Origin of the sequence: Acinetobacter amyesii (assembly GCF_002018365.1) — a bacterium.
Classification (GTDB): Bacteria; Pseudomonadota; Gammaproteobacteria; order Pseudomonadales; family Moraxellaceae; genus Acinetobacter; species Acinetobacter amyesii.
Genome location: NZ_MVKX01000004.1, coordinates 16,472 through 31,088, shown reverse-complemented (window position 1 = coordinate 31,088; position 14,617 = coordinate 16,472). Strand labels below are relative to the sequence as shown.

Sequence of the window (14,617 nt, the reverse complement as noted above, 5' to 3'; positions counted from 1 at the left end):
AAAAATAATAAAGCAAAGAAAACGAAGCATTGTTGAATAAAAAGACATAGCGGGAGGGAGCGATGAATACACAACAACAATCAATATATGACATGGTGGTCATTGGTGGTGGAATTAATGGTGTTGGTATTGCCTGTGATGCAGCGGGGCGGGGTTTAAGTGTTTTGCTCTGTGAAAAAGACGATCTCGCGAGCCATACTTCATCTGCAAGTAGCAAGTTAATTCATGGTGGTCTTCGCTATTTAGAACATAAAGAATTTCGTTTGGTACGTGAAGCACTGGCAGAACGCGAAGTTCTGCTTAAAAAAGCCCCTCATATTATTCGACCAATGCGTTTTATCATGCCACATGAACCGCACTTACGTCCGGCTTGGCTGATTCGTACTGGATTATTCTTTTATGATTATTTGGGTAAGCGAGAACAGCTTGCAGGTTCGAATGGAATTGAATTTGACTTAGAAAATAGTCCTTTAGCACCCAGATTTACCCGAGGGTTCGAGTATTCGGATTGTGCAGTGGATGACGCACGTTTGGTTGTACTCAATGCAATACAAGCACGAGAACATGGTGCACAGATTCTGACTCGAACAGAATGTTTAAATGCATATAGTAAGGGGGGTATTTGGCAGGTATGTTTAAAAAATGCCAAGGGTTTGCAAAATGTGCAGGCTAAAGTATTGGTGAATGCGGCAGGTCCTTGGGTTGCTGACTTTATAAAACAGGGTTTAAAGCAAGAGTCACCTTATGGTATACGGCTGATACAAGGTAGCCATATCATTGTTCCAAAGCTCTTTGACGGTGATAAAGCTTTTATTATGCAAAATGATGATCACCGCATTGTCTTTGCGATCCCTTATTTAGAACAATATACCTTGATCGGCACGACAGATCGTGAATATAACGCAGACCCAAATCGAGTAAAGATAAGCCAAGAAGAAATCGATTACTTGCTTGATGTGTCAAATGATCACTTTAAAACTCAATTGACGCAAACGGACATCATTACAACTTATTCAGGTGTGCGTCCGCTGTGTGATGATGAGTCAGATAATCCAGCTGCAGTCACGCGAGATTACACATTAGCACTGACCGATGTAGAAGGGGCTGCATTACTTTCAATCTTTGGTGGCAAACTTACCACTTACCGAAAACTAGCAGAAGCGGCATTAGATCAGCTTAAAACGGTTTTTCATCATCGATCCAAACCGTGGAATGCTGATGCAACATTGCCCGGTGCGGAAAATTTAGAATCGGTAGAGCAGTTAATGATGGAAATCCAACAAAAAGTGCGAGGTGTTTCGAGCAGCCTAGCCAGTCGTTGGGCACATGCTTATGGAACACGTGTCTGGATTTTGCTGAATCATTTAACTTCGATTGATGAATTGGGTCAAAACTTTGGACATGGCTTGTATGCTCAAGAAGTGGATTATTTGGTTGAGCAGGAGTGGGCGAGGAGTTCTGAAGATATTTTGCAAAGACGGACAAAGTTATATTTGCAATTCAGTGCAGCTGAAGTTGATGTTTTGGATGAATACTTAATGGCAATACGAATAAAGCAAAAAGCTCAAGATGTGGCTTGATTTTAATGCTCTGTTGATATGGTATGAGTAGCATGAAAAGCTAGATTTGAAGCTAATCTCGTTAGCTTTATTAACTCAGCAATTGCTTCATCAGAATAATGTGGTTCTACAGATTCTGAATAGATCCAGTTTTGAAGTTGTATATGTCCTGAATGTGTATAAGAGTTTATGACTTCCCATAATAGCGGGTTAATTTCAGCTTTTGATGATTGATACTTGGCTGAAATCAGCTTAACCATTTGATCAGTGTTTTTTATAAATTTACCCTTAAGGATTTTATCTATTTGGATATCTGTAGCAGCTAGTTTAACCCATAAGCCTTTAATAACAGCTTCACAAAGCGGCCGTAAGAGTGTGAATGCAGAGGCATGGAGTGCTGGTGAGTTTTGTAAAAGTAAAAAAATCGAATATTGGTGCTGCTGTGCAATCGTAAAAAGTGTACCTGCTACCCGAGATCGAAGGTCTGTGTGGATTGTTCTTAATGCTAAATGGGAAGCTTCTATATTTGCTTCTTTAAATGCTTGTTCTAATTGCATTACTTTTGTCATTGTTTATGGGATGGAAGCAATATAGTTGATTTTATTGGCATAAAAAAGACCGCGCAAGGCGGTCTTTTAAATCTTCCTTAATCCCTCTTTTAAAAGAGGGAAATTAAAGGCGGATTAAGCAGATTTTTTTACAGCTTCTAAAAGCTCGTCTTGACGTGCTTTAAGTGCTTTAGGTAAACGATCACCAAGTTTGTTGAACAATTCAGTGTGGCTTTCAAGTTCTTTGATCCACTGTTCTTTGTCTTGTGAAGTTACAAGATCAAATTGTTCTTTAGTGAAGTCTGAACCAGTCCAGTTCAATTGTTCGTAAGTCGGTACGCGGCCAATTGGAGTTTCAACAGCAGTTGCACGACCTTCACAACGGTCAATGATCCACTCAAGAACACGCATGTTTTGACCGAAACCAGGCCATACGAAGTTGCCTTCAGCATCACGACGGAACCAGTTCACGTTGTAGATACCAGGAAGTTTGTTGCCAGCAGCTTCAGCTTTAGCAGCAACTTGTTCACCAAGCTCTAACCAGTGAGAGAAGTAGTCAGCCATGTTGTAACCCGCAAATGGAAGCATTGCGAATGGGTCACGACGAACGATACCTTGTTGACCAACAGCAGCAGCAGTTGTTTCAGAGCCCATAGTTGCAGCTTTGTAAACACCGTCAACCCAGTCAAATGCTTCTGAAATTAGAGGCACTGTGTCTGCACGACGACCACCGAAGATGAACGCAGAAATTGGAACACCTGCTGGATTTTCCCAGTCAGCATCAATAGAAGGACATTGACCAGCTGAAACAGTGAAACGAGCATTTGGATGCGCAGCTTTTTCACCAGCAACGTGTGGCTGACCTTTCCAGTTAGTTAGGTTAGCAGGTGCTTCTTTAGAAAGACCTTCCCACCATACTTCACCGTTGTCAGTTACAGCAACGTTTGTATAGATCACGTCTTTGTGAAGAGTTGCCATACAGTTCGGGTTAGTCTTGGTATTTGTACCAGGTGCTACACCGAAGAAACCAGCTTCAGGGTTGATTGCGTATAGACGGCCGTCTTCACCTGGTTTGATCCAAGCAATATCGTCACCTACAGTTTCAATTTTCCAACCTTCGTAACCCGCTGGTGGAATCAACATCGCGAAGTTTGTTTTACCACAAGCAGAAGGGAATGCAGCTGCGATGTAGTGTTTTTCGCCTTGTGGGTTAGTCACGCCAAGGATGAGCATGTGTTCAGCTAACCAACCTTGTTGACGACCCATAGAAGATGCAATACGTAAAGCTAGGCATTTTTTACCCAACAATGCGTTACCGCCGTAACCAGAACCGTAAGACCAGATTTCACGAGTTTCTGGGTAATGAACGATGTATTTTTCAGGGTTGCAAGGCCAAGCAACGTCTTTTTGACCTTCTTCAAGCGGAGCACCAACAGTGTGTACGCAAGGAATGAAGTCACCGTCAGTACCAAGTACGTCATAAACAGCTTTACCCATACGAGCCATTTTAGACATGCTTACAGCAACGTAAGGAGAATCAGTAAGTTCGATACCAATGTGAGCAATATGAGAACCTAAAGGACCCATAGAGAAAGGAACAACGTACAAAGTACGACCTTTCATTGAACCGTCAAATAAACCATTCAGACGAGCACGCATTTCAGCTGGAGCTTCCCAGTTGTTTGTTGCGCCTGCATCTTCTTGTTTTTCAGAACAGATGTAAGTACGACCTTCAACACGAGCAACGTCAGAAGGATCAGAATTAGCAAGGTAAGAACCAGGGTGTTTTTCTTGGTTAAGTTCTTGCATAGTGCCGTTAGCGATCATCAAGTCGATATAACGTTGATATTCTTCTGCGCTACCGTCACACCATTCGATTTTTGCTGGTTTGGTTAATTTGGCAATTTCTTCCACCCAAGCAATTAGCTTAGGGTGACGAACGAATTCTGGTGCGTTCACTTGGGTCATGGTGAGGCCTATCTCAAAAATGTACTAACCGTACAAAGTATAATCTGCATCATGGGATACATCATGCAGATAAAAGATGAAAAAAAGTGGCTGTATTAAAGCATAAAATCATAAAAAAAATAAGACTAAAGAAGTGGTAGATTTTTTTTGGTAGTTAATGCTATTTAAGTTAAATATAAATAAAATACAATAACTTACTATATTTTATGGCGAATTTTAACTTTATTTATTAATGTGATGGACAATATTTTATATATTTATTTTTAATAAAAACAAAAAGTTGCATGTATTTGATATTTGAGAATTATTATTGATTAAATAAATGGTGGTAATTCGATTTTTACATAAAGGCGCTATTATTTGCTGTTAAATTCGACAAAATACAAAACTAAGCGGCCAAGATGTATAAAAAGTGATTAAACAAGCCAAGCCTTTATCTATTATTTATAATAAAAAATCAGGATTTCATGCTGCAAACAAAGATGAAGTCTATGAGGAACTTGTGCGGATATTATCCGATCATGATTTCGAAATACAGTCTTTTGAGCTTGGGCAGGAAGCCAGTTTCGATACTTTAATGAGCAAGGTGTTTGCACGCCACCAAGACCCAGATAATTTGGGCGTTGTCGTTGCTGCAGGTGGTGATGGAACCTTAAATGCAGTTGCTCATCGGTTGATGCATACCGATATTCCAATGGGGATCTTACCTTTAGGCACATTTAATTATGTGGCGCGCGTACTCAATATTCCTCTCGATTTAATTCAAGCAGCACAGGTCATTGCGACAGGCAATAATCGACAGGTACATGTGGCGCAAATCAATCAACATATCTATTTAAACAATGCCAGTTTGGGCTTGTATCCTTTATTTATACAAAAAAGAGAGTTTTATAATCAAAAGTTTGGTCGTTTTCCATTACACGCTTATACCTCAGGTTTGGATGTGCTGATTCGAGATCGCAAAGAGTTAAAATTGGAAATCGAAGTTGATCATCATATTTATCCAGTCAAAACGCCTTTGATCTTTTTTGGCAATAACCAATTGCAATTGGCCGATTTAAACTTGCAAATCGCTAAAGACGCAGAGGCAGGTAAAGTTGCAGGTGTGGTGGTCGCAAAAAGTGATAAGAAAACTTTATTTAAAATTTTATGGCAGTTAATCCGTGGCAATATCGACAATGCACCAGATGTATATAGTTTTGCTGCTGATGAAGTCACGATACATACCCAACGAAAGAAAATGACCGTTGCTGTGGATGGTGAGATTGTAGAAATGAAACCACCGCTTAAAATTCGAGTGCAAAAACAAGCCTTAAAGATACGGGTGCCACATGATACTGCATCTATCTGATCTGCATTTTGGCACTGAAAAGCCAGAATGTATGCGCGCTATTCAGCAATTTTGTCGTGAACAGCGTATCGAGGCCGTGGTTGCCAGTGGAGACTTGACCCAACGTGCGCGCTATCGTCAGTTTTATGCATGTAAGCAATTTTTAGAAAGCTTAAAGCTGCCTTATATTGTTGTACCGGGGAATCATGATATTCCGCTGTATCATTTATGGAACCGTGTTTTTAGCCCTTTTGCACGTTATCAACTATTTTTTGGTGCCATGGAAAATGTACTGGAAACCGAACATTTTTACTTAATTGGGATCAATAGTATTCGTCGTCGTTACCATACGCGAGGGCATGTATCGCTCGAGCAAATACATCATGTCGACGAGTTACTTAAACATGCGCCGCCCAATAAAGTGAAATTAATCATAGCGCATCAACCTTTTTATACACCGCCCAATGACCCGCATGGTGTGAAAGATTGTCCTGTTCAAGGGCGTTTGGCACTCGAGCAATGGAGTCAACACGGTTTGAATGGTTTATTGCATGGACATTTACATGTTCCAGCCAGCTATGACCTCAATCAAATTTATGCTTTAGGTGTTGATCATCCTGTTTGGGATATTCATGCAGGCACAGCGACGTCATATCGCCTACACGAGAACCTTGCCAACAGTTTTAATGTCATCGATGAGCAGATGAATGTGCGACATTATTTTTATCATTCAAAGTTAAAAATTTTTGAGGAAAATCTCAGCACTCATGTTTTAGATGAGCTTTAACCATTTAAATTTAAATTTTGAAGAAAAAAAATACAAAAAGATGAAAAAATTTAGAATTTGCCCTTGAAGCGTTTTATTCCATCCCCACAAAAGTGTCATATCAAAATTTTGTCGATGACCTAGGAAATAAGAAGTCATCTTCACATCGTTATCAATGACATTTTAAATGTCTATGGAGTTAGAAATGAGCAAGATTCGTCCTTTACATGACAACGTCGTTATCCGCCGTGTTGAGAAAGAAACTAAAACTGCTGGCGGTTTAATCTTGAGTACTTCTGCTGCTGAACAACCAGCTCAAGGTGAAATCATTGCTGTAGGTAATGGCAAAGTAACTGACAACGGTGTTCGTGCGTTAGACGTTAAAGTGGGTGACAATGTACTTTTCGGTGCTTATGCAGGTACTAAAGTAAAAGTTGACGGCGAAGAGCTTCTTGTAATGAAAGAGTCTGACATTTTAGCTGTACTTGAAGGCTAATCTCAGAACTTTCGAACCGAATTCGATTTGAAAAATATATTAAAAATTTTGGAGTAAACCATGTCAGCTAAAGACGTAAAATTTGGTGATTCAGCGCGTTCAAAAATGATCGCGGGTGTAAACGTACTTGCAGATGCTGTAAAAGTAACTTTAGGTCCTAAAGGCCGTAACGTTGTTATCGACCGTTCTTTCGGTGCGCCGCACATCACTAAAGATGGTGTTTCTGTAGCGAAAGAAATTACATTAAAAGACAAATTTGAAAACATGGGCGCTCAGCTGGTTCGTGAAGTGTCTTCAAAAACCAATGACATCGCGGGTGACGGTACAACAACTGCAACTGTACTTGCTCAAGCAATCCTAAATGAAGGGATCAAATCAGTTACTGCTGGTATGAACCCAATGGATCTTAAACGCGGTATCGACATCGCGGTTAAAGCTGTTGTTGCTGAAATTAAAGCGACTGCTAAACCAGCTTCTGACTCTAAAGCCATTGAACAAGTAGGTTCGATCTCTGCAAACTCTGATACCACTGTTGGTGCTTTAATTGCGCAAGCAATGGAAAAAGTAGGCAAAGAAGGCGTAATTACAGTTGAAGAAGGTTCAGGCTTCGAAGATTCGCTTGATGTAGTTGAAGGTATGCAGTTTGACCGTGGTTACATCAGCCCGTACTTTGCAAACAAACAAGAAACGTTGACTGCAGAACTTGAAAACCCATTCATCCTTCTTGTAGACAAAAAAATCAGCAACATCCGTGAATTGATTGCTGTACTTGAGGCTGTTGCTAAAACAGGTAAACCGCTTCTTATCATCGCTGAAGATGTTGAAGGCGAAGCGTTGGCTACACTTGTAGTAAACAACATGCGCGGCATTATCAAAGTATGTGCGGTTAAAGCGCCTGGCTTCGGTGACCGTCGTAAAGCAATGCTTCAAGATATCGCGATCTTAACTGGCGCGACTGTGATTTCTGAAGAAGTTGGCATGTCACTTGAACAAGCTTCTCTTCAAGATTTAGGTACTGCGCATAAAGTAACTGTTTCTAAAGAAAACACAGTAATTGTGGACGGTGCGGGTAATGCAGCTCAAATCGCTGAGCGTGTAACTCAAATCCGTGCGCAAATTGAAGAATCAACTTCAGAATATGATAAAGAAAAACTTCAAGAACGTGTAGCTAAATTGGCTGGCGGTGTAGCTGTGATCAAAATTGGTGCAGCAACTGAAGTTGAAATGAAAGAGAAGAAAGACCGTGTTGACGATGCACTTCACGCAACTCGCGCTGCAGTTGAAGAAGGTGTTGTAGCGGGCGGTGGTGTTGCACTTGTACGTGCTGCGAAATCACTTGAAGGTGTTACAGGTGCAAACGATGACCAAAATGTGGGTATCAACATTTTACGTCGTGCAATTGAAGCGCCGCTTCGTCAAATCGTGGCAAACTCTGGCGATGAGCCATCAGTTGTAATCAATGCTGTGAAAAACGGTGAAGGTAACTTCGGTTATAACGCTGCAACTTCAGAGTATGGTGATATGCTTGAAATGGGTATTCTTGACCCAGCGAAAGTAACACGTTCTGCGCTTGAGCATGCTGCATCTGTTGCGGGCTTAATGCTTACAACTGAATGTATGATCACTGAAATCCCAGAAGACAAGCCTGCTATGCCTGATATGGGCGGTATGGGTGGCATGGGCGGTATGATGTAATTCATACTGATCATCCGATCTGAAAAATCCCCGCTTTTGCGGGGATTTTTTTATGACTAACATATGACTACAAATGTTAAATAAAACGCTAATCAAGCTTTTTGGTAAGCTGGAAATTTAATTCAGGCATTTCCAATTTTTCACCTTTATCACCACGAAGCTCAATAAAGTTTTCACCTACAAAATAAATTCGATTGTCGCCTTGGGCATCAAGTTGAATCATTCCAGGTTGATCTGGCAAAAACTTAAAACTGCCTTTTACTTTATTTTCAGTGTTTGCAGGTTTGCCTAAAAACTCTTGGCTAAGCTCATAGCTTTTATCGAGTTTGAGTTCAAGCTCAGTTTCAATCCCTTTGCAATCATGGCAAGGCAGAATCCCTTTATATTCACCTGCCCAATCAAGTGCATTTTCGGTGTTATCACCTGTGGCAATCGGGCTTTCTGAGGCAGCGTCCGTATTGGCAATGACATTATTATCTGGTGGTGTCGCAGTTTCAGATTCATTACTGGTCTTTGAACATGCCGTTAGGGTTGCACTGACCATACAGAGAGCGAGCATTAGTTTTTTCATGAGATTTATACACCGTACGTACCCAATATAATGCTAAGCGTGACTTTTATTGCTCAAGAAAAATAGCCTATTCCTGTTAACAATTGTGTTTTTGCTTAATACATCAAAACAGACATTTGATTTTTAAAAATTCGTAAATAATGAAATATTGGTGACTTACCTAAAAGTGAACGCTAAAGGACATTTATATATTAATTGGTTGGTTACTGAACAATATAGGCTTTTATAATTATTTTGCGTTGTTAAACTCTGCGGCATAGAAAAAACTGTCGGTGCAAATTGTGTTTGAAAAAACAGCGGAAAAAAGTCTGAACTTAATGGGGTGGCAAATTGATAACCATTGGGATTTAAATATCGACCAATGTGTCATGATTGCAGCACCACATACCAGTAATTGGGATGCACTTTATGCACGCCTTGCCCTGAAAGCGTTAGGGGTAAATGTTCGTATCACGATTAAAGACAGTTATATGAAATTCCCGTTTGGGCCTTTTGTACGTGCCATGGGCGGAATTGGTATTAATCGACGTCCAAAACAAGATGGTGAAGCTCGTCAAAGTATGGTTGAGCTGATGGCAGACTTGTTCAAGCATCATCCTAAATTGGTCATGTTAGTGACGCCTGAAGGGACACGCGCCAAACAAGAGAAATGGAAAACTGGTTTTTATCATGTTGCTATGCAAGCGGGTGTGCCGATTGCTTTAGCCTATATGGACTATGCGCAGAAAAAGACTGGGGTGGGTAAAATTGTTTATCCTACAGGCGATTATGAAAAAGATATGGCGGAAATCATGGATTTTTATGCGCAAATTCATGCCAAATTTCCTGAAAAATTCAGTGTCGATACACGCTATCACTAATCTAACAAACCAATAAAAAAGGACAGCATTGGCTGTCCCTTTTTTTTATGTTTAGATTCTTCTATTTTGATTCTTCTATTTAGATTTTTATGTTGATTTTAATCATTAAAGTCGGGATGAATACCGCCCAGATTTTGACATGCCGCCTTATAAATAATGTATTGCTGGTCAACTACATCGATGAGCGGAATACGAAATAATTTTTCGCCTTCTTTATAGCTGTCGATATACGACACAACCTTTTGTTTACTTGATGCCAGTTTTTCTTCATGAAAACTTGTAATCGAGCTATGAGTCATATGTGAACTTTCAATATTATTGCATTGAAAATGTGAGAGTAGTTTTTCAGCTTTTTTAATTTCACTGGACGTGCCAAACATACAGCCGCTAAGCAGAGTCACACCTGCAAGCAGGATGAACTTTTTCATGGTTTTATTTTAAGCAAAATTATGAGGTGCAATATTCTATTAATTTTCTTCAAAAAAATTAATCACTTTTTTACCATTTGGCTAATTTTTATATAAATGTGAACTGTGTCATTGTTACAAGATGTGAATGTCTAACTGAAAAGGCGTTTTGTTAGAACAATTTGGACAAATATCTTTAGATTTTGAGTCATCAGGTTAAGACACTCATAGTCACCAAGAAGCAGCCTGAAGAAAATAATAGCCCTAACACGATATGCTTAAATTGGCGTTCTGAAATGCGATAAAAAAGTTTGGCACCAAAAATCACTGGAAAAGCCATAATCACCAAAAGCACGGCTAAATAGGGCAGATGTTCACGATGGATGATCCCTTGTAGCAGATAGCTGACGAGTGTGACGAGCTGAATGGCTAAATTGAAATGCCGCAAAATATAGCGTTGTTCTGCTTTGGGTGTATTTTTCAGCATGAGCCATGCAGAGGGTAATGCGCCACAAAAGCCACCGAGACCACCCAAGATCCCAGCAATATATCCAATACTAGAATCCGCCCATTTCCCCGATTTTTGGATGAATGAAAATTTCGGATTAAAAAATAAAATTGGGCACCAAAACATTAAAAAAGCACCCAAAACCAATTTAAATGTATCTGGATTAATGCTGTCTAATAAATAGGTTCCGAGCGGTACACCTAAAATTCCTGCAATTAAATAGGGATAAATGATTTTTTTATTGATCGGAATGCTTTTACGTTCTGATGATAATGAGATGAAGTGGCTATAAACTGAAGCGCAGACCACCAAGGGTGCGGCTATTTGCGGGGGAAGTATCCAAACCCAAAATGACATTGCGATAAGGGCGAATGCAAACCCTGTTAATCCTTGTACGAATCCTGCAAAGATGGCACCAAGAATAAAAATCAGCCAAGTCATTAAATTACAGCTTTGAAATACGTGGCGCTATTGTAGTGAATTTTTCTATATAAATGTGGCTGACTGAGCAAATGTAGCAAAATTGGATGTCAAACCATGAATAAAACATGAATGTTTAAATACAGCATATGTACACAGACTTCCGATTGAATTCATTTCGATAAGTGAAAATGCCCTTCATCAAAGAGGAGTGCTACACATGCTTAAACAAGTTGCTTTGCTATCTGTGGTTGCAGTTACATTTACAGGGTGTGTCGTGGCGCCATTTGATGATGGCCGATACCAATCGAATCGATATGGCTATGCAAATCAATATGGTTATTCAGGTCAATATGGTGGTTCATACGGACAGCACTATGACTCAAGTCAGCGTTATGACCGTTCATATGGTCGAGTGAATAGCCCGCAACATCGACCAAACTCACCACGACCGAATTCGAATAGCCGTCCAGACGATATATATAAACCAAATGCGCATAAACCGAATGTACAGAAACCTTCATCTCAGCATCCGACAAATGTGCAGCGTCCAAGCGCAAAGCCTCAGACGCCAGCTAAACCCAATACAAGCAAGCCCCAGCAGCAAAAACCACAGCAACAACGTCCAAAAGTGACGCCCGTGGATAAAGCTAAAACCCCGGGTGGATTTAATAGCCAGCGTCCACTTCGACCACAGGTTTAATGATTTTCAAGTAATAAAAAAGGACGCATTGGCGTCCTTTTTTGTGTGTATTTGCATTAAGCCTTTTTATATAAGCCTGCACGCACCGTTCCAGCTTTGGTTTGTTTGATTTGCTGCCAAGTGCTCGGGAGTTTTAACTGAGCAAGATCACGGTCAGCTTCGATATATATTAAACCATTGTCTGCAATGCACGGATCGACCAATTCAGCAAGTTCTTGCCATAAATCAAGACTATAAGGGGGATCTAAGAAAATCAGATCAAATTGGTCTTTCAAGTTAGGAATGGCTTGTTGTGCCGTCATGTTTTTGAGTTGCACACGTTGTTTGCTGACTCTTAGGAGTTCTAAATTGTCCATGAGAAATTTCGCTTGGGTGCGATCAGGTTCAATTAAAACGGCTTCTGCAGCACCACGTGAGAGTGCTTCAAACGACAAAGCACCTGAACCTGTACACAGGTCGAGAACTTTGGCATTTTGAACATCCCACATGAGCCAGTTAAATAATGTCTCGCGGACACGGTCAGGTGTAGGGCGTAAACCGTCAATACTGGCAAAAGGTAATTGACGACGCTTCCATTCACCCCCAATGATTCTTAATTGATTTTTCATGAATTATTCCTCATCGGTTGCATGTGCGGCACTGGCAGCACGAGGTGTTGTATTTGCAGTATTCGGTTGTTGAGTGGCACTGTTGTTCTGCTGAGCTGTTGGGCTCGCATTTGGATCGGCTGATAAAATATTTGAGCCGCTTGGTAACTCACTCGGTTTTAGACCCGCAGTCATGAGACCACCGCTGATTTGATGGCTAGCAGGACGAATTGGATTCTTTTTACGTGTTAATAACCAGTAGTCAAACATTGGTTTCGCAATTTGAGCAGCAGAACCACCGTGACGGCCATTTTCCCAAACGACTGCAATGGCAATTTCAGGTTTTTCCGCAGGGGCAAAACCAACAAATAAACCATGGTCAAGTTGACGCTCTGTCAATAAGGACTCGTTATAACGTTTACCTTGGGCAATACTTTTAACCTGTGCAGTTCCTGTTTTACCTGCAATTTGATACATTGGGGTACGAATACCACGACCTGTCCCTGTTTGAACCACATCAATCATGGCATCACGCATTTTGATCCAATCATCTGGCTTACCATTAAATTGAATGCGACCATTCGGGGCGTTATGGACTTTGTGGACTTTAGCACCTTTACTTTCACGCAAAACGTGAGGTGTAACATGAGAGCCTTGATTGGCGGTAATGGCTGTCGCCATCGCCAGTTGTAATGGTGTTGCAGTAAATGCACCCTGACCAATACTGACGGAAATGGTTTCACCCTTAAGCCAATTGGACTTCCGTGTGCGAAGTTTCCATTCAGGATTTGGATATAGCCCCGTGCTTTCACTTGGTAAATCTACACCGGTTTTTTCACCGAAACCAAACTGACGCATCCACGTATTCATTTTTTCAATGCCCATACGATAGGACAAGACATAGAAATAGGTATCGCAGGAAACGACTTGAGCTTTGTGTAAATTGACTGAGCCATGACCAGTTTTTTTGTGGTCACGGAAACGATGGCTATCACCCGGAAGCGTGAAATAGCCCGGATCGGAAATGGCTGTACTCCAGTCCACTAGACCATAATGAATACCACCTAGACCAAACATTGGCTTGATCGTTGAACCCGGTGGATAAGCCCCTTGCACAGCACGGTTATATAAAGGTTGATCGAGGCTATCACGCAGTTCAGAATAATCTTTACTGCTAATCCCTGTAACAAATAAGTTTGGGTTAAAACTTGGACTAGAAACGAGAGCAAGAATTTCCCCAGTACGTGGGTCAATCGCAACAATCGCACCACGTCGATCTGCAAGCTGCTCTGAAGCGACCATTTGCAGTCCATAATCTAGGGATAAATATAAGTCATTACCACGAATCGGATCTTTACGACCTAGATGACGTAACACATTACCAAAGGCATCGGCTTCAACCGACTCATTTCCCGGCATACCGTGTAAAAGTTCTTCGTATGATTTTTCAACGCCAATTTTACCGATCAGGTTTGAGCCAGCGTATAAATCTTTATCAATCGTTTTTAGTTCTTTGTCATTAATACGACCCACGTAGCCAATCACATGGGCAAATAGTTCGCCATGTGGATAGTAGCGAGTCATCTGGGTCTCTATATTGACACCCGGAAATTGATATTTCACCTCACTAAAACGGGCGATATCATTTTCATTTAAATTCAGTTTAATCGAAACGCGTTCAGTCTTTTTAGAAGTTTTAATCCGACTTTTGAAACGTTCGATGTCTTCATCAGTCAGTTCTAACAGAGGCGTTAGGCGCTCTACCGTATCATCAATGTCTTCAACATCCGCACGACTCATCGTCGCTGAGAAAACTGGATAATTATCGGCTAATAACACGCCATTACGGTCATAGATATAACCACGTGAGGGTGCAAGCGGTTGCAGTCGAATTCGGTTTTGATCTGCAGCAGTCGAAAAGGTCTCATAACTCTTGATTTGCAAATATGCATAACGTGCCACGAGCAACAGCATAAAGAAGGAGACAATCCCTATCGAAATCACCACGCGATTACGATAAATCCGCTTTTCTTGCTGGACATTTTTTAAAGGATAATGCTGCTTCATACGCGATCGACTTAAAGACTGAGAGCTAAAATAACGGAAGAGGCATATTCTAGCGCAACTGACATTTTTTTGATAAATAAAAACGACTCTGCTGTGATTGCAGTCTATATTTTGACTTTGCAGACATGAAAA

14 protein-coding genes are annotated in these 14,617 nt (G+C 40.8%); 7 read left to right on the top strand and 7 right to left on the bottom strand.

Translation table 11 applies throughout. The features are described from left to right. Positions 1-62: 62 nt before the first annotated feature. Positions 63-1,580 (top strand): glycerol-3-phosphate dehydrogenase, encoded by a 1,518-nt coding sequence (gene glpD / locus B1202_RS07115; RefSeq protein ID WP_078189881.1) that lies wholly within the window; start codon positions 63-65, stop codon positions 1,578-1,580. 2 nt (positions 1,581-1,582) lie between these two features. Here glpD and B1202_RS07110 read toward each other — a convergent pair whose 3' ends face one another. Both B1202_RS07110 and B1202_RS07105 read right to left on the bottom strand, forming a co-directional pair. Continuing rightward, complete coding sequence (locus tag B1202_RS07110) at positions 1,583-2,116, bottom strand: DUF6988 family protein (RefSeq protein WP_078189880.1); 534 nt, start codon at positions 2,114-2,116, stop codon at positions 1,583-1,585. Positions 2,117-2,242: 126 nt separating this feature from the next. Beyond that, entirely contained in the window at positions 2,243-4,075 is a 1,833-nt protein-coding gene (locus B1202_RS07105) for a phosphoenolpyruvate carboxykinase (GTP) (RefSeq protein WP_078189879.1), read from the bottom strand. Positions 4,076-4,487: 412 nt separating this feature from the next. Here B1202_RS07105 and B1202_RS07100 point away from each other — a divergent pair, with 412 nt between their 5' ends. The 4 genes from B1202_RS07100 (at position 4,488) to groL (ending at position 8,362) form a co-directional block, all read left to right on the top strand. Continuing rightward, complete coding sequence (locus B1202_RS07100; RefSeq protein WP_078189878.1) at positions 4,488-5,426, top strand: diacylglycerol/lipid kinase family protein; 939 nt, start codon at positions 4,488-4,490, stop codon at positions 5,424-5,426. Further along, positions 5,407-6,192, top strand: coding sequence for a metallophosphoesterase family protein (locus B1202_RS07095; protein ID WP_078189877.1), 786 nt, complete (start codon positions 5,407-5,409; stop codon positions 6,190-6,192). Before B1202_RS07100 ends, B1202_RS07095 begins: the two co-directional genes overlap by 20 nt. 184 nt (positions 6,193-6,376) lie before the next feature. Further along, positions 6,377-6,667 carry a co-chaperone GroES gene (locus tag B1202_RS07090; RefSeq protein WP_078189876.1) on the top strand — a complete coding sequence of 97 codons (291 nt, stop codon included), beginning with the start codon at positions 6,377-6,379 and terminating at the stop codon, positions 6,665-6,667. A 60-nt stretch (positions 6,668-6,727) separates the two neighbouring features. Continuing rightward, the gene (groL, locus tag B1202_RS07085; RefSeq protein WP_078189875.1) at positions 6,728-8,362 is read left to right on the top strand and encodes a chaperonin GroEL; all 1,635 of its coding nucleotides are present in this window, start codon (positions 6,728-6,730) and stop codon (positions 8,360-8,362) included. An 88-nt stretch (positions 8,363-8,450) separates the two neighbouring features. Here the strand turns inward: groL and B1202_RS07080 are convergent, their stop codons facing one another. After that, complete coding sequence (locus B1202_RS07080) at positions 8,451-8,933, bottom strand: copper resistance protein NlpE (protein WP_078189874.1); 483 nt, start codon at positions 8,931-8,933, stop codon at positions 8,451-8,453. A gap of 281 nt (positions 8,934-9,214) precedes the next feature. Between B1202_RS07080 and B1202_RS07075 the strand changes: the two genes are divergently transcribed. Further along, positions 9,215-9,793: a 1-acyl-sn-glycerol-3-phosphate acyltransferase gene (locus B1202_RS07075; RefSeq protein ID WP_171262613.1), complete on the top strand. Its 579-nt coding sequence runs from the start codon at positions 9,215-9,217 to the stop codon at positions 9,791-9,793. Between the two features lie 98 nt (positions 9,794-9,891). Here the strand turns inward: B1202_RS07075 and B1202_RS07070 are convergent, their stop codons facing one another. Further along, entirely contained in the window at positions 9,892-10,221 is a 330-nt protein-coding gene (locus B1202_RS07070; protein WP_078189873.1) for a hypothetical protein, read from the bottom strand. Between the two features lie 190 nt (positions 10,222-10,411). Beyond that, positions 10,412-11,149, bottom strand: coding sequence for a sulfite exporter TauE/SafE family protein (locus B1202_RS07065; RefSeq protein ID WP_078189872.1), 738 nt, complete (start codon positions 11,147-11,149; stop codon positions 10,412-10,414). 199 nt (positions 11,150-11,348) lie between these two features. On the opposite strand from B1202_RS07065, the gene B1202_RS16530 reads away from it, so the two are divergent. Further along, positions 11,349-11,831, top strand: a complete 483-nt coding sequence (locus B1202_RS16530; protein ID WP_078189871.1) for a hypothetical protein — start codon at positions 11,349-11,351, stop codon at positions 11,829-11,831. A 56-nt stretch (positions 11,832-11,887) separates the two neighbouring features. On the opposite strand, the gene rsmD is transcribed toward B1202_RS16530, so the two are convergent. Together rsmD and mrdA are read right to left on the bottom strand one after the other, a co-directional pair. Next, positions 11,888-12,439 (bottom strand): 16S rRNA (guanine(966)-N(2))-methyltransferase RsmD, encoded by a 552-nt coding sequence (gene rsmD / locus B1202_RS07055; protein WP_078189870.1) that lies wholly within the window; start codon positions 12,437-12,439, stop codon positions 11,888-11,890. 3 nt (positions 12,440-12,442) lie between these two features. Continuing rightward, complete coding sequence (gene mrdA / locus B1202_RS07050; RefSeq protein WP_078189869.1) at positions 12,443-14,485, bottom strand: penicillin-binding protein 2; 2,043 nt, start codon at positions 14,483-14,485, stop codon at positions 12,443-12,445. Between the last annotated feature and the right edge of the window lie 132 nt (positions 14,486-14,617).

Coding starts and splice junctions, on each gene's coding strand:
- rsmD (WP_078189870.1), bottom strand. CDS start 12,439: ATGAAAAATCAATTAAGAATCATTGGGGGTGAATGGAAGCGTCGTCAA.
- B1202_RS07080 (WP_078189874.1), bottom strand. CDS start 8,933: ATGAAAAAACTAATGCTCGCTCTCTGTATGGTCAGTGCAACCCTAACG.
- B1202_RS07070 (WP_078189873.1), bottom strand. CDS start 10,221: ATGAAAAAGTTCATCCTGCTTGCAGGTGTGACTCTGCTTAGCGGCTGT.
- B1202_RS07095 (WP_078189877.1), top strand. CDS start 5,407: ATGATACTGCATCTATCTGATCTGCATTTTGGCACTGAAAAGCCAGAA.
- B1202_RS07105 (WP_078189879.1), bottom strand. CDS start 4,075: ATGACCCAAGTGAACGCACCAGAATTCGTTCGTCACCCTAAGCTAATT.
- mrdA (WP_078189869.1), bottom strand. CDS start 14,485: ATGAAGCAGCATTATCCTTTAAAAAATGTCCAGCAAGAAAAGCGGATT.
- B1202_RS07110 (WP_078189880.1), bottom strand. CDS start 2,116: ATGCAATTAGAACAAGCATTTAAAGAAGCAAATATAGAAGCTTCCCAT.
- B1202_RS16530 (WP_078189871.1), top strand. CDS start 11,349: ATGCTTAAACAAGTTGCTTTGCTATCTGTGGTTGCAGTTACATTTACA.
- B1202_RS07090 (WP_078189876.1), top strand. CDS start 6,377: ATGAGCAAGATTCGTCCTTTACATGACAACGTCGTTATCCGCCGTGTT.
- B1202_RS07065 (WP_078189872.1), bottom strand. CDS start 11,149: ATGACTTGGCTGATTTTTATTCTTGGTGCCATCTTTGCAGGATTCGTA.
- glpD (WP_078189881.1), top strand. CDS start 63: ATGAATACACAACAACAATCAATATATGACATGGTGGTCATTGGTGGT.
- groL (WP_078189875.1), top strand. CDS start 6,728: ATGTCAGCTAAAGACGTAAAATTTGGTGATTCAGCGCGTTCAAAAATG.